Consider the following 17638-nt stretch of genomic DNA (forward strand, 5'->3'; position numbering starts at 1 on the left):
AAAGCGGAGGTGCAGAGCAGATATTCACATTTTGCTTTGCTGCATATGTATGGGAATGCGGGGCGTCGCGCTTAAATTGCAAGATTAATGCAAGGTTCCGGCAAGGTTAATGCAAGGATGGCGTGGTATAATCCCTTTCAGAACAGGAGGTCTGAATATGAGCGATTACATCATTGAAACAAAAAATCTGACAAAACAGTATGGTACACAAAAGAGCGTTGCCGACCTCAATCTCCATGTGGAGAAAGGGAAAATTTACGGTCTGCTTGGAAGAAACGGAGCCGGAAAAACAACGACCATGAAAATGCTGCTTGGGCTGACACAGCCCACGTCCGGCGAAGTCAGAATATGGGGAAAGCCTTTAAAGGGCAACGAAAAGAAAATACTTCCGCGTATCGGCAGTTTGATTGAATCTCCTGGCTTTTATCCCAATCTGACCGGCACAGAGAACCTGCGTATCTTTGCTACGCTGCGGGGAATACCGAACAATCATGCAATCAAAGATGCTCTGGATTTCGTCGGTCTGCCCTATAAGGACAAGAAGCTGTTTTCGCAGTATTCCCTTGGGATGAAGCAGCGGTTGGCGATTGCCCTTGCCATCATGCACGACCCGGAGCTTTTAATACTGGATGAACCAACCAACGGGCTTGACCCTATCGGGATTGCAGAGGTTCGTTCGTTTATCCGGGAGCTTTGCGATGCACGGGGAAAAACAATTTTGATATCCAGCCACATTCTTTCGGAAATTTCTTTACTGGCTGATGATTATGGAATTATCGACCACGGTGCATTACTGGAAGAAGAAAGCCTTGTAAAGCTGGAACAGAAAAGCAGCAGGCATATCCGTTTTATTGTTTCTGATACGGCACAGGCGGCAAGAATTTTGGAGCGCAATTTCCATGAGAGCCAGTTTTCCATACAGGATGACCACAATCTGCGCCTGAACAACCTGGATGTGTCTGTCGGGGAGATTGTTACCGCTTTTGTGGAAAACGGACTGGTGGTATCGGAAGCCCACACCTGTGAAGAAAGTCTGGAAGATTACTTTAAACGTGTGACGGGAGGCGAAGGGATTGCTTAAATTAATATGTTGTGAATTTCTGAAATTAAAACGGAAAAAATTTGTATTTTTAACGATTCTTGCAGCCGCCCTGTTTCCTGTTCCTATGACCGCATTTGCCGCGAGAGACAATTTAGGATTTGACTGGCTTTATATGAATATCGGAATATTTGCATATTTTTTACTATTACCAACGGTTTTAGGTGTTCTGGGGGCGATATTGTTTTTTTCGGAAGAAACGAATGGAACTCAAAAGAATCTTAACGCGATTCCGGTTTCAACAGCCGCCCTGTTTATTGCAAAGGTAATTACGATACTGATATTTTCTGTTATATATTCTCTTGCGACGACTGGCGCGACCTTAACAGGGGGATTGCTGACCGGCAGTACCGACCATATTCTTTACAGGCTGCTGATGGGACTTCTCACAGGCGTTATGGTGGCAATTTCTGTACTTCCTGTTATCGCCATTGAATGTCTGAGCAGGAAGGGCTATATTTTTTCCATCATTTTATCGTTTGTTTATGCAAGTGCAAGCTTTGCGATTGTATTTGCTATATCAGACGTTTTGACTCCTCTGTCTGCTGTTTTCAGATGGGCCTTGCCTCGCATGACAACAGGACCTGCTACCGGTTACGGATTAGACGACTGGTTCTTAAACTCGCCCGCCTGTATTGGGGTTCTGGTATTAACCGCTGCTGTTTCGCTGACGCTTGCGATTGTCTGCAAAAGCAGGCAGGAAATTTAGGGGGGGGGGTGCCAAAAATGATGCGACTGATAAAAACAGAATTCTTAAAATATAAAAGATACAATATTCTCTGGCTTGGAATTGTATCTGTACTTTCTTCCATTATTTTAGCGGCATTCCAGTTAGCCGGAACCAATAACAGTATTTTCAGTTATACAGGACTTTCCGGGGGCGTTGTCTGGAACCACTTTAGTTTATTTCTTCCGTTTACATTCACGTTGGTGGTTGGATATTCCATTAACCGGGAATATACCGATTTTACATTAAAAAATATATTGGTTGTTCCGGTTTCAAAATTCAGGCTAATCTTATCTAAACTAATAGTGGGCTATGGGCTGGTAATTTTTGAATGGATTTTCAGCTTTACGGTTACTCTGATAATTGCGAAAATAATGGGCTGCACAGATATAAATAGTAATTCCTGCATGATAAGTCTTAAACAGATGTTTGTTGTAAGCACCTGTTGTTATATTGCGGTTCTTCCGGTCATTGTGATAGCAACGAGAAAGCAGGATAAATTTCTGTCCGGGGTAATTTTTTCATTCTTCTATGGATTTTGCGGAATATTCCTTGCTAACGGAAACCTGATTAATGTATATCCTGTGACGACAGGACTGGTGCTTTCCAATTATGCACATGATGAAAAAATTGTATATTCACCGTTATTGAGTATAGGTGTTGTTGTTATTATTTTCGTCGGCGCGATTATTCTTCTTAAAGTGTTTAATCGAAAGCATAATGACATATCACTGTAAACAGAAAACAGGAGTGATAGAATTGACTTCTTTTGCTGATAGAGGCATAATAAATCATACAAAACACATACTGATGTATGCGCTTTGCATAAGAATGAAGGAGGCGAAAGGAATGGCTGAAATTTCTTTTTCTACAAGGCTTCCGTATATTGTCACCCCGTCAGAGATGATGGAGATTCTGAATAAATAACGGACATACCTTCATGAGTAGGATGAAAAAATAAGTGTGGGAAGACACCGGTCTTGCTTAGGATTCCTGCGCTTCCGTTTCCGCGCGCAGCATGACATTGGCGATAAACCGCCCGTCCTCATACAGGAACCGGCAGTATCCGCCGTTTCTTTCTGCAATATGCCGCACGGACTGTGTTCCAAGACCAGGGCTGCGGCGCTTTGAGGATTGCAGCACGCCATTTTTTTCTCTGATTTCCCCGTCAAAGGCATTTTCCACGGTCAGCAGGATTACATTGCCGGAATGCAGATATGCCTGCACATGGACGTTTCTTTTTTCGGGCGCTGTTTTCAGGCTTGCCTCCAGTGCGTTTTCAAAAAGGTTGGCAAGTATAGAGCACAGGTCGGTTTCCGGCACAGGCAGATGGGCGGGCAGGTCAAGCTTGCAGGAAAAGGGGACGCCCGCATTGCCAAAACGCAGCGCATAATGCCCTGCCACGCCGTCTACCGCCTGGTTATCGCACAGATATATTTCCGTATCGGGAATCCGTTCGCGGACGCTGGACAGGTATTCTGTCAGAGCGTCCCATTTTTTCTGTGAAGCGAGACGCAGCAGGGCGTCGAAATGGTGCCTCATGTCATGGCGGGCTTCCCTTGTTTCATCAATAGCTTTTTTCAGACTGTCATAGCGCTCCCGCTGCATGGAAAGACGCTCATTTTCCTGCCAGAGCTGGCTGTTGCGGTTCAGGCTTGATGCCATGAGGTAAAACAGACCGTAAAAAAGCAGCAGAAGAGCCAGCATCGACAGGCTGACCACAATATACATCGGGAGCAGGCGTCCCTCTGACAGCAGCTCCGGATGGAGAGGGCGCATGAAAAGATTCAGCGCGATAAACAATACCGGCAGAATCCAGAATACATACCATGTCTGTGCAAAAGAATTGTCCTCCAGCAGCGTCCGCGCCGCGTGGGTGGCGGGATACCATACAGCCGCGAGAAATATGCAGCACATTAAAAGCCATGCAAGGGATGCAGAAGGGGAGAACCACAGGGCGTCCCCGCTGCGCCACGCAGAGATATCAATGGCATTTGCAACGCTGCCAAGACAGGAGAAACACCCGAATATGGCAAGAAACACGCAGGCAGACTTCCAGGGTGTGATATCCAGCGTGGAATGGTAGAAAATCCCGGCGGCAAGAGCAACCGGAAACAGCATATACAGCGCCGGGACAGAACCGAAAAAGCACAGCGCGCCGCCCAAGAGGCAGAGCAGGAGCGAAAACGGGACGGCGAGCGCCGCCAGCTTCCGGGGCGGCAGCTTCAGATAATGCTTCATGGGCAGGTATGCCAGCAGCAGACCGGGAAGGATGACCGACAGCTCCAGCACAGGGGAAAGAAATTCTGTCATAATCCCGGCCTCCTCTGAAAAAGATAATCGCCGAAGGCAATCCGCGCATCCTTTGCAAGGTCACGGCTGACAGGGAGCTTTTCCCCGTTTCTGAGAAGAAAAGCCGTGCCGTTAAAATCCTTTGCATATTCCAGATTGACAATGCTGCCTCTGCTGCACTGGAAAAAGCGCTCCTTTGGGAGCTGCTGCGCAAATTCCCGGAATGTCTGGCGGGTGATGGTGGTCTGTCCGTTCGCCGTATGGATATGTATCTGGTGCCGGAAGTGCTCGGCGTACAGGATGTCCCCAAGCTGCAGCCAGACAGTGCTGCCTGTTACGGGCGTTATCTCCATATACTGGTCTGGGCTGGGGAGCCGTTTTAGCGCCTCGTCAAACAATCCTGTCAGCTCCTCATCCGTATAGGGCTTTACGAGGTAGTGCATTGCCCGCACCCGGAATCCGTCGAGGGCGTGGTCACGGGAAGTGGTGGTAAACACCAGCAGGCAGTCGGAATCGAAAAGCCGCAGCTCCTTTGCCGTGTCCATCCCGTTCTCATTTTCCATATAAATGTCCAGAAAAGCCATTTCAAACCGCTCTTCCTCTGCGGCGGAAAGGAAATCATGACCACTCTTATATTCAAAAATATCCGCGCGCAGGGAAATACGGGCAAGCTGTACGTTCACACGCTCGTGCAGGATTTCACGTTCTGCAGCGATATCATCTATAATTGCAATCCGCATAAAAGCCTCCTTTACCAAAATCAGTATACAGTATAGCACATGATGGCGGACAGGTCATGACTAAATTACAATTCGTGCCGGATTTTTTACGATTCGTGCCGCCCCTATGGAAATGAGAATGGAAAAAGAGTATAATAGCGTCACGTCAAATCTGCCGCAAGGCAGGAAATTTTTCAGGAAAGGGTTGCGTATGATGCTGCCAAATGAGATAATCTGTAGACAGACAGACAGACAGACAGACAGACAGACAGACAGACAGACAGACAGACAGACAGACAGACGGACAGGATAATTCTGTCTTTTTATGCTGCCCTTTCCCATATTGTAAAAGAAAGACCGTTGACTGCGGGTGTAGTATACCCCTGCAGCCAGCGGTCTTTTTTGTTATGCATCTGCGGGAGCTGCCGGTGGTGGTTCTGCAGGTTGCCATGCACCGGGGAACTGTTGGTGGCGGTTCTGCAGGTTGCCCTGCATTGGGGAACTGCCGGTGGCAGGTTCCGCAGGTGCCATAGAAAAATATGAGAAAGGGGGAGGATTCGGATATGCGGGCAGCGTTTTATACGGAATCCAGGGAAGAGTACCAGATGCTGTCTGGGAAGCTGCTGGAGGAAATGCCGGATGCGGAGCTTCATTATATGGAACAGGACGGGTATTTCCACTTCTGGGACAGTGATATGATCGTGGTTGCGCTGGACGGTGCACGGGGGATGGAAACCGTACTGGAGTGCAGCAGCCGTTATCCGCAGGCGATGATCGTGTGGGTGACAGATGATAAATATTTTGCAAGGATGGCGATCCGCCGCCACATTTTTGATTTTATCCCCCGGCCGCTTTCAGAGGAACGTTTTTCAGAGACGGTAAGGAGCGCGGCGGTGCAGTGGGGATGGAAATCGGGGCGCAGACCCCTTCTGGAACAGGAGTGATACAGGGATGAGAACGATAAAACAGAAATTACGGAAAATATCTGCATGGGCGCTGGCGGCGGCTCTGCTGGGGAGCAGCTTTGACGTCTCTCCGCCGGCGGAAGCGGCGGCAGCCGGTGGAAATAACAATAGCGCTGCGATTCTTTCTTTTGCGGAAATTTCGGATGAGATAAAGACGCAGACGCTGGAAGTCGGCGCGCAGCAGTCGGAGATTATTCTGCCGGAGGAGCTGGAGGTTACAGTGGAGCTTCCGGATGCAGGAAACTCTGGAGGAGAGAGTGAAACGGATACCAGCGCAACAGAGCCGGAGACACAGCCGAAAACAGAGCCAGAGACACAGTCGGAACAAACAGAGCCGGAAACAGCGTCGGGACAGACAGAGCCGCAGAGCGACGGGCAGCCGACGAATCAGACCCCGGATGAAGCAGGGGGAGAGAAACAGACGGATACCGGCGCTATAACGACGGAAACGCAGGGACCGGTGCAGGATGATACGACAGAGGAAGTACCGACGGAGACAGTGCCGGAACAGGCAAAGACGCAGGAAGAGAGCCAGAAGCCGGTCGCCAATGTGCAGAGCCAGCCGGAAACAGATCCGGAAATTACGCCGGAGCCGGAAGAGACGATACAGGAACAGTCGGCAGGTGACATGCAGAATGCGGCGGCGCTGGAAGCTGCGCCGGCAGAAGAAATCCCGGAAACAGAAATCGCACAGGCGGAGGTAGACGGCGGTATCCTGACCTCACTGCTGGATGCAGTATTCCCGTCCATGACGGTTCATGCGGCGGAGATTAATAGCCAGCCGGTCACTTTAACAGATATTACATGGAAGATAGATGAAACCCAGAGCAGCGGCGGAACCTTCCAGTCCGAAACGGCGGCGACATACGTTTACGTTCCAGAACTGCCGGAAACGGTGACGATAGACAGTACAGAGTATACGCTGGAACTTGGGGAAGGCGTGGAGCTGCCGGAGATTACCGTTACGATAGCCTGGGCGGCAGATGAATACGGGACGCCTGTGGACGGCGGGACAACCGGGGACTGCAAATGGAAAGTGTATGACACGGACGGGGACGGGACGGCGGACCTTCTGGTGATCGGCGGCGGAACCTATACGACGGATTACTACTATAATGAGAGTACATCGCCTTGGATACAGTATTATAAGACCATCACGAATCTTGTGGTGGAAAACGGTGTTGAAAAGATAGGCGACTGTGCGTTTGATAGCCTGGAAGCCCTAAAAACGGCAAGCTTGCCGGAAAGCGTTTCAGAGATAGGGAGAGCAGGCTTTATGGGGTGCGGGTCCCTGGAAAGCATAGTAATTCCGGATGGTGTTTCTTGGATTTGGGAGGATACTTTTCAGCAATGCTATAGCCTGGAATCGGTTGTTCTGCCTGAAAAGCTTGCATATATAGAGGGGTACGCTTTTTATGGTTGTGGGCTGACGGACATTGATCTGCCGGAGACGCTGAGGAATATTGGCGGGGATGCATTTAATGGTTGCAGTCTGGAAAAGATGATTATTCCCACGAAGGTCACTTATATAGGTGATAGAGCATTTGTAGGAACAGCGCCGCAGAATGTTTATAATCTGTCTGGTGTGACACTTACCAGAGAAATGTTTGAACGGGATGGCTCAACAGGCACTGTCTACACCGTCACTCTGAAGGGCAGCGGTGATGCGGCTGACAGGACCCAGAAGATACTCCCCTCCCAGGTGGCAGCAGGAACCCGGTATGCGGGCACGGAATACGACGCAGCCAGTTATTTCCCGAAAGGGGATGGAAAATACTGGATGGTCGTAGACGAGGCAAGCGGTTCCTGTACAGCGGTTACTGCGGAAACGGAAGGGACTGTCTTAGCGGGAAATCCGACGCTTTATTACGCAGATTTCCTGTACGGGGAGAACATAAACGTGGAGGTGAGCCTCACCGGAGGAGATGAACGGTATACGCTGACTGTGACGGACAGCAGCACCGGAGAGACACTGACAGAGGGAACTCATTACACCCACACGATTACCAGCGTGAACGGAACGGATGAGAACGGGGAAGTCACCAGCGACGGGACAAAGCCGGGAAAAGTTACCGTGACCATTACCGGAATCCCGGAGAGCGGCTATGCCGGGACAAGGGAGGTCAGCTTCCTGGTCTCTGCGGCTGCCAGCGTAAAGCTTGGGGAGGACGGAGAGGAAACGGAGTATGCCAGCCTTTCCGCAGCCCTGGCTTCCGTAGGCGACGGCCAGACAGCCACAGTCACATTGCTGGAGAACGCGGTGGGGAATGTGACTGTTTCCGGCAATGTCACACTGACCGGCAGGGGAGATAAAGAGGTTGAAATCTCCGGTACGGTTACCGTTCCTTCCGGCGCCAGCCTTGCACTCGTGAGCGACACGGTTACTGTCAGTGGGACATCGGCTGAAATTGCATACGGAGTGTGCGTTACAGGCGGGACATTTGTAATGGAGGCAGGAACAGTTAAGGCGGTAACAACAGGTTACAGTCTGGCCTATGGAATAGAAGTCATAAGCGGAACCGCTGAAATCAAGGGAGGAACAATCACAGCAGGAGGCACAATGCAAAAATTTAGCGGATATGCCGTACATGCCGATCCAGGGAGTACTTTATCAGTTACTGCCGGGAATATCAGCAGCGACGGACTGGGGCTTTTTATTTCCAGTGATAATGTGTCACTCAGCGGAGGAACTATTTCCGGAGAGTATGCTGCGGTATTTATTGGCACGAATTCTAACAGCAATACAGTTGGTGGAACGTTGGAAAAAGGTTATGTGTATTATGGCTCAGACGGGGCTTATGCGGCGGGAGTAAACAGCACAGACAGCAGTCTCCCGGCGGGAACCTACACCATTGGCAAATGTACGGAACACGCAGGAGCCTGGGAACCTACGGCAGATAATGACATGCATACGCGTACCTGTGAGCGCTGCGGAGAGGAAGAGACAGAAGCCCATACATTTGACGAAGACAACAGATGCGAGAAGTGTACCGTGCAGGCGGCTGCCAGCGTGACCATAGACGGAGAGGAAACGGCGGTCTATTACACTTCCATAGAAAAAGCCTGGGAGGCGGCGCAGGGAAAAACCGCTGTGATAACACTTCTGACAAATGTGGGAGTCAGCGCAACCCTTACGGTAACGTCTGGCAGTAATATCACTTTAAAGAGCGAAACGGACGGCAATGGGGGCACCTATACCATCTCCGGAGATGTATTAAACGAGGATAGCGGGTTGATAAATGTTGCCGCCGGAGGAAACTTTACTCTGGATAGTGGAAACATTAACAACGGCTCAGGCGGAACGAATGCTATTGCGGTAAGCGGCGGGCATTTTGTCATGAACGGCGGCTCGGCTGTCGCACAGGCGGGCGGACATTCCGGTATCTGCGTATACAGCGGGGGAACGGCGGAGATTAACGGGGGAAGCGCCAGCGGATACAACGGTCTGGCAATCGTAAACGGAGGCTCCGGCACTGTTTCCGGCGGAACCTTTAGAGGAATCTTTGATGTCAGCAACGACTCGGCTGCGATACTTCTGAGAAACGTGGGCAGTACGACGCTGAAAAGCATACTGGAACCGGGCATGGCATATTACAGCGGAACGGATGTGATTGCAGAAAATCTGATTACGGATCTGACTGGAACAAGGCTGTACGGCACCGTGACCGTGGGCAGATGCGAACACAGCTATGGCGCATGGACAGATGACGGGGATGGAAAAACCCACAGCAGAGAATGCGTGGTCTGCAGCGCAAAGGTGTCAGAAAATCATACCTGGGATGAAAACGGGAAGTGTACGGCAGATGGCTGCGATGCACAGGGAACGATTGTAGCCAGTGTGACAGCGGACGGAGAAACAATCTATTATACGGATATTGATGAAGCATGGGCGGCGGCAAACGCCGCGGATTCCGCAGAGGTGATGCTGCTGACGAATGTGACATGCCAGTCGGTTCTGTGGGTGGAGGCTGGTTCGGATATCACACTTGCTATGCAGGAGGGTGTTGTCCTGTCTGCAGAAAAAGTTAACTATGTAATCTCTGTAAGTAGTTCTGGCAGCTTTACCATGAAGAGCGGCAGTATCGTTACGAGCGGGCCATATGGAATATGGGTTCCTGCTTCCGGAAATTTTACGCTTGAAGACGGGAGCATTGCGGCCAACGGCGACGACAGCTACTATGGAATATATGCGAGAGGAAACATTGATTTGAAAGGAGGGAATGTCAGCGGCACGAGAGATGGAGTATATATAAGAATAAGCGACGGTGACACAGGAAGTGTTACCATAGGTGATACTGTGATTTCCGGCGGACGGTATGGTGTACGGCTGTTTTCCGGAAGCGTCAGTATAAATGGCGGAGAGATAAGCGGAGGAAGCGCCGGCATATATGTGTATGAAGGAACGGCTTACCTGAATGGAGGAACCATCGGCAGTGCGGATAACGGGGTAAATATTCATGGTCTGGGAACGGTGAAAATTGACGGAAGTACCATTAATGGGAAAACAGGTGTGAATAACGAGGGCAGCTTGTCGGTTTTGTCCGGAACGATTACCGGCACGGAGATTGGACTTTCTACCGAAGCTGATAATACACAGCTGTCCGGCGGAACCTTTACCGGCGGCACCTGCAGTATTTCCTGTAAGGATAATGTCGCCCTGGCGGGGCTGCTGGCAGAGTATCATGACTGTTACGTTGGAAAAGATGACACAACGGTCAGAATTGAGGATACGGTTCTGAGCGGCACAGAGCTTTCTGCGGCGGACGGTTACGGTACGGTCACGGTGGCCCGCAATCTGGATTATGTTGCGCTGGTGGAGATGGGCGGCAGTGAAACCTTGTATTCCACCGGAGAAGAATATGAAACTGTCCTGGCTGCTCTCAATGCGGCATGGAGTGCTGCGGCGGCAGCGGGAGAGAATGCAACAGTCACGCTTCTGCAGAACATAAATATCGGAACGGGTTCGCTGGAGGTTCCGGCGGGCAGCAGCATTACACTGAAAATGGCGGACAATATCGCTCTGTCAGGCAGCAATAACGAAAAAACGGGAGGCATTATCAAGATTACCGGAGGCAGTTTTGTGCTTGCCGGTGGAACCGTCAGAAATACCATTACCTATGGCTATGGCGGGCAGGGCTTCGGTATTTACGTGGAGTCTGGCAGTCTCAGCGTGGAAGGCGGAGAGGTGGTCGGCAATTATGCCATTTATCTGCCGGAGGGTGCCGGGGAAGATGCTTCGGTACAGATCAGCAGCGGGCTGATTGCAGGATATGGATGTGGAATAGGGATATATGGCGGGCAGGTTTCTGTCGAAGGAGACGCCGAGATTAAAGCAACAGGAAATAGTTGGATTGTTGTTGGAGCGTTTGTACAGGGCGGGAAGCTTGCAGTAAACGGCGGTCTGGTCAGCGGAAATTATATCGGTATCTGGAATGGAGGCGGAAACGTGACAATTTCCGGAGGAACCGTTACTGGCGGGTACGGGATTTACATGGCGTATGGGGAGACGGAGATACTTGGCGGAATAATCCGCGGAACGGAATACCACGGAGTGTATGCCGAGCGTGGTACGCAAGAGGCGGTGAAGCTGACAATCCGCGGAGGAGAATTCGATGGCGCAGAAAGCGGTATTTATCTGTACGAAAGAAGCACAGAAGCGGAAGTCCAGATCTGTATTTATGGCGGGACATTTTATGGAAAATACGGTATTTACGCGGGGGTTGGAAATAAAAGGGTTCCAGAGCTTTTTGGCGGAACCTTTACCGGAAGTGTATGCAGCGTATATCTGGAGGACGGAACAGTTGTCGGCGACCTGCCGGCAGAGGGATATTCCCTGTATACTGTGGCGGAAGATGGTGCGCAGACACTGATTCCGGAGGAGGCTGCGGCTGGCAGCAGTCTTTCTGCAGCGGACGGTTACGGTACGGTCACGGTAAAGCGTTCAAATGAGGATGTTATCTCCGTGGAGGTTTCCTGGGGTGCGATGGATTTTGTCTATACGGACGGCGCATGGAATCCGGACACCCACACCTACGGCGAAGGCGGCTGGACGGCGTCGGAAGACGGCGGGGACAGGATCACCGTTGCAAATAAGGGAGAGACAGAGGTTTCTGTTTCTTACCAGTACCAGCAGACCAGAACCGATGTCTCCGGCAGCTTTACGGACGGGGAAGGCGGCGCAGTGGAAGGTCCGGCGGCGCTGGCGGCGGGAGATACAAAGGAAATGTATCTGTCGCTGACGGGCAGACCGCAGACAGAAGAAGGCTTCACCGGCGAGACGCTGGGAAACGTGACAGTGATAATTGGAGGTGAGTGACGGTGGGACAGACGGAAAGCAGAGAAAAAAATAAAAAGATGAAAATATTGATTGTGCTTCTTCTGCTGGTTACGGCTGCCGCTATTAGTGTGACGGTCTGGGCGCTGTTTTTCCGGGATACCACTCCGGTACTCTCGCCCGACTACGCCCCGGTGGAGGAAGAAGTAAACGCCGAGGACATCGAAGGGGAAACAGAAGAGGAGAAGCTGGAGGCTGACGAGGGCGGCGGCGCCGTCTCCATGAGCTACCAGAAAACGGTCACGGTATCCCTTGCGGACCGGACGGCGGAACTGATGTTCCAGAATCCGTCCAGATCCGTCAACGATATGATCCTGCAGCTTATCATTGTGAGCGCGGACGGGACGGAGACAGTCATCGCCCAGTCCGGAACCATCCATCCGGGGAAGCAGGTGGAAAAGCTGGAATTAATTGACGGGGCGGCAGAGCTTTCCGAAGGAACCTACAGCGGAAAGTTCAACGTGCTCTACTACGACCCGGATACTGGGGAAAAAGCGATTGTGAACGGCAGCATAGAGGGAATCGAAATTACGGTGACAGCTTAGAAGCTGCGCAGGATAGCCTGACGGCAGGAAACTTTGTACCTGCTGCACAGGATAATCCGGCGGCAGGAAAACTTTGTACCTGCGGGGCGGATGGAAAAACAGGTAGTATTTCCCGGCATGTCCCAGGAAGTCTGGTATGGGGATATTTCAGAGCTGGTACTGTATATTTCAGAGCTGATACTTCATACTTCAGCGGAGCGGACGGGATTTACATATAGGAACAGGGGGACCACCCTGCTTCATAACCGGGGCTTTTGCCACCGGCATCATAATATCCCAGTAAGGAGGAAAAATATCATGAAAAATTTAAAGAAAATGGCAGCTTTAAGTCTTGTGGCGGCGCTCGGTATGACGGCGGGCAGCACCGCGCTGGCGACGGACACAAGTCCGAAAACCCTGACGGGTGAGGGCAGTGCGACAATCGGCGTGACGGGAACCTACGACGGCAGTACGGCGGAACCGGGAAAGGTCTACAGGATCGACATCGAATGGGGAAGCATGGAATTTACCTATGAGGCAAACGTGACGAAGACATGGAACACGACGACCCATGATTATGTCGAGAGCAGCGGAAACGGCGTATGGGCAGCCGCAGCGGAAGGCGTGAGCAATAAGATTACGGTCACAAACCATTCCAACGCAGCGGTAAGTGCCGGACTTTCCTTTACCGGAACCCCGGCTGTCATTACCGGGGAATTTAAGGAGGGTGCGGATACCGTTACAGGACTGAGACTCGCTTCTGCAGAAGACACAAAGGCGGCGGTGGCAAAGAGTGCGCTCTTTAATATCACCGGCGGCACCCTGGATGCGTCTGCGGAAGCAGGTACCGCAATCGGAACCATTACCGTGACCATTACAGAATAGTGGAAAACAGGTAACAGGACAGCCTGGCTGGACTGTTACAGGAAAGCGGAAAGGAGGCTGTATGGTGAAGCGGGACATACGCGCAGCAGTCATGACGGCTCTTCTCCTCACGGCAGCCATACCGGGGACAGCGCAGGCGGGGGAGACATCCGCCGGGCAGCTCCCGGACAGTGCCGTGATCGATGTCCGGGCAAAATATGAAGGGGATATGGAAGTCCCCGCTGTCTATCTGGTGGATGTGAAGTGGGGAGCAATGGAGTTTACCTATACTTCTGCCGGGACAAGCATCTGGGATCCGGTCACCCATACCTATAAGGTGACAGAGAAAAATACGTGGAGCGGGCAGGGAAACACCATCACCCTGGAGAACCATTCCAATGCGGAGGTGACGGCGGAGCTGTCCTTCAGGGCGGCGGAGGGCTACAGCCTGACAGGTAATTTTGACCGGGAAAGGCTCACACTCCCGTCGGCGGAGGGGACAGAAGCCGGTGCGCCGCCTTCTGCGGAAGCGGTATTCATGCTGGACGGCACACTGGAGGCAGAAACGGACAGCTTCCATACTGTCGGGCAGATCACCGTGGCGGTAAAGTAGTATACAGATGAAATGCAGACTGCAGTGGCATTGAAGCAGTATACAGGTGAAAAAGAAACCATATGCAGGTATGGGAGATTCATACCGGGACCGTGTATCCGGGAAAAGGAAGGAGGGAAAAGCAGTGCCGGGGAAAACGAAATTACCGCCGGAGAGGCGTATCCTGCTGTCTGCAGGCGTCCTCTGCCTGCTTGCGCTGGCTGTCATGGTCTGGGTTCTGGCAGGGGGCGCGGGGACGGACGGCTCCGCCTTTACCCCTCCGCCCTTTGAGGAAGATGCGGTGCAGGGGGTCCCGGATGTGCCGGAGGAGCTGGGATACAGCGAACTGGACGCTCAGGCGTATAAGGTGTCCGTCTGCGGTGCACCTGTGGTGCAGGACGGGAAAGCCGTCCTGTACCTGACGGACCCGGATTCCAGCGGGGTGTGGCTGAAGGTAAGGATCCTGGATGGAACAGGGCAGGTCTTGGGTGAGAGCGGCCTGTTAAAGCCGGGGGAATATGTGGAGGCGGTGACGCTCTCTGCAATCCCCGGAGAGGATACCGCCGTGCAGCTGAAAATCATGGCTTATGAGCCGGATACCTACCATAGCGCAGGGGCGGCAGCCCTGAACACGGTACTGCATGTGGAACAGGAAGCCGGAGCCCAGGCAGCAGGGACTGCCGGATTCCGGCGCATTGCCGGAAAAGGTTTATAAAAATTATGCAGGGAGATGATGACAATGAAAAAGCTGATTCCGGGGCTTCTGTGCCTGGCGGCGCTGCTGGCCCCGGTATCCGCCCAGGCGGAAGGGCTGTCAGTGAAGACGGAGGTCGATGTGACAGTGACATATACGGAGGAAGAGCTGCAGGGCAGTACCGGTCTTGGAACCGGCGGGACCATCACCCTGCAGGACGGGACGGAAGTGAAGGTGCAGGCGGGAAGCAGCGCTGACAGTGATATCCGTGTTGCCGTGGTGCCGGTCACGCAGGAGGATGCGGAAGCATATGCCTACGTGACAGGGTGCATGGAAACATACGGGGAAAAGCCGTATGCGTTTTATATCCTGTTCTACCGGGACGGAAAGGAGGTTACACCCTCTGCGCCGGTGACACTGGCGGCTGCAGCGCCGGATGGATACGGGGAATCTGTCCTGTATTCGTTTGCGGGGGCAGGCGCAGTGCAGGAAGCAGCCGGAAAGCCTGCGGGCGGTGCATGGACATTTACTGTGTCGGACAGCCGGTATTTTGCCGCAGTCCTTCCCAAAGGAGACCAGACAGAGCCGTCCACGCCATCCACAGAGCCGGATGAAACGGAGCCATCCGTCACACCGGGGACGGAGACAGAAACCGAAACGGAACCGACCACCACACCGGGGACGGAGACAGAAACGGAGCCATCCACCACGCCGGGGACGGAGACAGAGACTGAAACGGAATTGTCCACCACACCGGGGACGGGGGATAAAACGGGAACCGCAGGGACGACTGCAGCCGGGACAAAAGGAAACGGCGGCGGGACAGATAAGGCGGCGCAGAGCAGCGCTGCAAAAACCGGGGATGAGATGCCGACCGGGCTGTGGCTGCTGGCGTTCGCAGCGTCCTGCAGCACGCTTCTGGCGGCTTTTGGAAAGAAAAGAAAGCCCAGAGAGAAATCCTGAGCGCGAAAAATTTTGCAAATTTAATTAAAGAAATGATTGGGCTGATCTGCCTTGCGGCAGATTGGCTCTTTTTTAGTGTAATTGATTAATAGGAATAGGTCTTGTGAAATATTATTCTTATTATTATATTCACAGAAAGAGGAAGAGATTTGAATGATAAAAGTACCATGAAACGAATTGAAAAAATATTTCCTGATTATTTTCAAAGATTCAAATTGCCAGATGGGGCAAGGGAAGAATCAATAATGGTATATAGAGCATGTAGAAGCGGAAAGTGTGATAAAAATTCTTTTTTACCTTCTTTTGAAGAAAGCGGGTATGTTTTGAACCCTATGGCTGATTCAGCGGATCCTGGACAATATTCTCTGTCGACATTTGAGAAACCTACAGATGTGAAAAGGTTTGCAGGTGTTATTTCTGATATGAAAGTTCCGTATCAAATTGCGATTGGAGAGACTAATCCCAGACATGGATTGGTTCAGAGGACGAAAGAGAGGACAAAGAAAAGGACTTCGCATGTAGACTGGTGGCTTTATAAAGACGCATCACCATATGAAGAATTTGAAATGATAGACAATTTTGAAGAGCATCTTCAAAATTACATTAAAAAGAGAGATGAAAAGAAATGAAAGAATTTGTTAAATTGGATAAATATGGGCAGCTTTATATTGATAAAGTTCTTTTTGAGTCATATTTACCTATTGTTTTCACATGTGTAAATGACAAAAAAGATGTTTTCATAGGCGTATGTTGCCAAAATAATGAAAAGGGATGTAAGTGGTTGCTGGGAAAAACCAACGGTATAAACATCGTAAGAATGCTGCGAGATGAGATAACTATTCGACAGTTGCTATTAGAATATTCTTTTGAAAATATATCGGTTGATTATGTAGAAGATAAATATGTAATATCTTATAATAACTCGGATTGGGATGAAAGTAGTCCATATCTGCCGAAAGAAGATTCATATATGTACGGGGAGAAGGTAAAAGCGTATCTGCGCAGAGGCGCAAAGCCGCTGGCGGCGTTTGGACGGTATCCCAATGAGGAAATCGGGTATGGGGTGCTGTGCGTGAGGGATAGTTTGCCAGTTTAATATTGACATGTGTAGTAAAAAATGCTAATATATGTGTGAGAAAAAATGCAATATGGGAGGGCTATATGAGGCAAAGTACATATGACAGGCTGGAATCGGTATACCGGAAGTTTAAAGGGTATATAGGTACGCAGGAGCTTCTGAAAGAGGGTTTTTCAAACCGCCAGATAGCGGTCATGGCAGAAGAGGGACATCTGGAAAAAGTATGTCATGGATATTATTGGCTGGCAGGGAAAAAGGAAGCGAAACCATCAGACTATAAATGCATAGAAGTATGCCTTAGCGATCCCAGGGCGATTGTTTGCATGGACAGCGCCCTCTATTATCAGGGTATGATGAAAGAAGAGCCGGAACATTTGTCTGTTGCCACGGCGCGAACGGACCGCAGCTTGTTGAGTATGTCTTTTCCGATTACACGACATTATTTTTCGACGAATTATTACTTAACAGGCGCGAGAAAAAAAGAAACAGAATTTGGCTGCTATAATATCTACGACATTGAGCGGAGTATCTGCGATATGTTTCGTCTGGAAGCGGATGTTGATATAGAGCTTGTAGATAAGATAAAAGCGAATGAGGAACAATACAGACGTATATTGAGATACGCAGAGCTGCTGCGGGTAAAACAGAAATTATGATGACAACATAAAAGAAAGATAAAGTATTTGCCGGGATGAATTGTAATTAGGTAATTGCGAAACAGGTTCCGGATATAGCTCTAATTAGTGCCGAAGCTTGGGAGTTTAGAATATCTGAGATTGAAAAGAAC

Annotated in this window: 15 protein-coding genes; 13 read left to right on the forward strand and 2 right to left on the reverse strand. The window is 50.8% G+C overall.

Going from position 1 to position 17638, the window contains the following annotated elements; all coding sequences use genetic code 11:
- The first annotated feature begins 157 nt into the window (after nt 1-157).
- The 3 genes from NQ534_RS09995 to NQ534_RS10005 are packed head-to-tail and all read left to right on the forward strand — an operon-like array spanning nt 158 to nt 2563.
- Nucleotides 158-1081 (forward strand): ABC transporter ATP-binding protein, encoded by a 924-nt coding sequence (locus NQ534_RS09995; RefSeq protein WP_040784968.1) that lies wholly within the window; start codon nt 158-160, stop codon nt 1079-1081.
- Nucleotides 1074-1808 (forward strand): ABC transporter permease, encoded by a 735-nt coding sequence (locus NQ534_RS10000; protein ID WP_006863895.1) that lies wholly within the window; start codon nt 1074-1076, stop codon nt 1806-1808. Before NQ534_RS09995 ends, NQ534_RS10000 begins: the two co-directional genes overlap by 8 nt.
- A gap of 17 nt (nt 1809-1825) precedes the next feature.
- Nucleotides 1826-2563: an ABC transporter permease gene (locus tag NQ534_RS10005; protein ID WP_006863894.1), complete on the forward strand. Its 738-nt coding sequence runs from the start codon at nt 1826-1828 to the stop codon at nt 2561-2563.
- A 247-nt stretch (nt 2564-2810) separates the two neighbouring features.
- Here the strand turns inward: NQ534_RS10005 and NQ534_RS10010 are convergent, their stop codons facing one another.
- Together NQ534_RS10010 and NQ534_RS10015 are read right to left on the reverse strand one after the other, a co-directional pair.
- Nucleotides 2811-4139, reverse strand: coding sequence for an ATP-binding protein (locus NQ534_RS10010; RefSeq protein WP_006863892.1), 1329 nt, complete (start codon nt 4137-4139; stop codon nt 2811-2813).
- A complete protein-coding gene (locus tag NQ534_RS10015; protein WP_040784966.1) occupies nt 4136-4858 on the reverse strand; it encodes a LytR/AlgR family response regulator transcription factor in 723 nt (240 codons plus the stop codon). Before NQ534_RS10015 ends, NQ534_RS10010 begins: the two co-directional genes overlap by 4 nt.
- A gap of 542 nt (nt 4859-5400) precedes the next feature.
- On the opposite strand from NQ534_RS10015, the gene NQ534_RS10020 reads away from it, so the two are divergent.
- The 10 genes from NQ534_RS10020 to NQ534_RS10065 all read left to right on the forward strand — a co-directional run bounded on the left by NQ534_RS10020 (nt 5401) and on the right by NQ534_RS10065 (nt 17507).
- On the forward strand, nt 5401-5781 hold the full coding sequence (locus tag NQ534_RS10020) for a response regulator (RefSeq protein WP_040784963.1): 381 nt from the start codon (nt 5401-5403) through the stop codon (nt 5779-5781).
- A 7-nt stretch (nt 5782-5788) separates the two neighbouring features.
- A complete protein-coding gene (locus NQ534_RS10025; RefSeq protein ID WP_006863887.1) occupies nt 5789-12118 on the forward strand; it encodes a leucine-rich repeat protein in 6330 nt (2109 codons plus the stop codon).
- A 2-nt stretch (nt 12119-12120) separates the two neighbouring features.
- The gene (locus tag NQ534_RS10030) at nt 12121-12681 is read left to right on the forward strand and encodes a hypothetical protein (RefSeq protein ID WP_050778375.1); all 561 of its coding nucleotides are present in this window, start codon (nt 12121-12123) and stop codon (nt 12679-12681) included.
- A gap of 297 nt (nt 12682-12978) precedes the next feature.
- On the forward strand, nt 12979-13545 hold the full coding sequence (locus tag NQ534_RS10035) for a hypothetical protein (protein WP_143115854.1): 567 nt from the start codon (nt 12979-12981) through the stop codon (nt 13543-13545).
- Nucleotides 13546-13606: 61 nt separating this feature from the next.
- The gene (locus NQ534_RS10040; RefSeq protein WP_006863884.1) at nt 13607-14137 is read left to right on the forward strand and encodes a hypothetical protein; all 531 of its coding nucleotides are present in this window, start codon (nt 13607-13609) and stop codon (nt 14135-14137) included.
- A gap of 46 nt (nt 14138-14183) precedes the next feature.
- A complete protein-coding gene (locus tag NQ534_RS10045; protein ID WP_040784958.1) occupies nt 14184-14831 on the forward strand; it encodes a hypothetical protein in 648 nt (215 codons plus the stop codon).
- Between the two features lie 24 nt (nt 14832-14855).
- Nucleotides 14856-15773, forward strand: a complete 918-nt coding sequence (locus tag NQ534_RS10050; RefSeq protein ID WP_050778374.1) for a hypothetical protein — start codon at nt 14856-14858, stop codon at nt 15771-15773.
- A 149-nt stretch (nt 15774-15922) separates the two neighbouring features.
- On the forward strand, nt 15923-16402 hold the full coding sequence (locus tag NQ534_RS10055; protein ID WP_040784956.1) for a hypothetical protein: 480 nt from the start codon (nt 15923-15925) through the stop codon (nt 16400-16402).
- Nucleotides 16399-16869 carry a hypothetical protein gene (locus tag NQ534_RS10060; RefSeq protein WP_006863879.1) on the forward strand — a complete coding sequence of 157 codons (471 nt, stop codon included), beginning with the start codon at nt 16399-16401 and terminating at the stop codon, nt 16867-16869. Before NQ534_RS10055 ends, NQ534_RS10060 begins: the two co-directional genes overlap by 4 nt.
- 65 nt (nt 16870-16934) lie before the next feature.
- Nucleotides 16935-17507, forward strand: a complete 573-nt coding sequence (locus NQ534_RS10065) for a type IV toxin-antitoxin system AbiEi family antitoxin domain-containing protein (protein WP_006863878.1) — start codon at nt 16935-16937, stop codon at nt 17505-17507.
- Nucleotides 17508-17638 lie beyond the last annotated feature (131 nt).

Source organism: Marvinbryantia formatexigens DSM 14469, from assembly GCF_025148285.1.
Taxonomy (GTDB): Bacteria; Bacillota; Clostridia; order Lachnospirales; family Lachnospiraceae; genus Marvinbryantia; species Marvinbryantia formatexigens.

Excerpts from the sequence above, each read along its gene's own strand:
- NQ534_RS09995 (WP_040784968.1), top strand. The coding sequence starts at position 158 with ATGAGCGATTACATCATTGAAACAAAAAATCTGACAAAACAGTATGGT.
- NQ534_RS10020 (WP_040784963.1), top strand. The coding sequence starts at position 5,401 with ATGCGGGCAGCGTTTTATACGGAATCCAGGGAAGAGTACCAGATGCTG.
- NQ534_RS10025 (WP_006863887.1), top strand. The coding sequence starts at position 5,789 with ATGAGAACGATAAAACAGAAATTACGGAAAATATCTGCATGGGCGCTG.
- NQ534_RS10005 (WP_006863894.1), top strand. The coding sequence starts at position 1,826 with ATGATGCGACTGATAAAAACAGAATTCTTAAAATATAAAAGATACAAT.
- NQ534_RS10015 (WP_040784966.1), bottom strand. The coding sequence starts at position 4,858 with ATGCGGATTGCAATTATAGATGATATCGCTGCAGAACGTGAAATCCTG.
- NQ534_RS10050 (WP_050778374.1), top strand. The coding sequence starts at position 14,856 with ATGAAAAAGCTGATTCCGGGGCTTCTGTGCCTGGCGGCGCTGCTGGCC.
- NQ534_RS10065 (WP_006863878.1), top strand. The coding sequence starts at position 16,935 with ATGAGGCAAAGTACATATGACAGGCTGGAATCGGTATACCGGAAGTTT.
- NQ534_RS10060 (WP_006863879.1), top strand. The coding sequence starts at position 16,399 with ATGAAAGAATTTGTTAAATTGGATAAATATGGGCAGCTTTATATTGAT.
- NQ534_RS10035 (WP_143115854.1), top strand. The coding sequence starts at position 12,979 with ATGAAAAATTTAAAGAAAATGGCAGCTTTAAGTCTTGTGGCGGCGCTC.
- NQ534_RS10010 (WP_006863892.1), bottom strand. The coding sequence starts at position 4,139 with ATGACAGAATTTCTTTCCCCTGTGCTGGAGCTGTCGGTCATCCTTCCC.
- NQ534_RS10040 (WP_006863884.1), top strand. The coding sequence starts at position 13,607 with ATGGTGAAGCGGGACATACGCGCAGCAGTCATGACGGCTCTTCTCCTC.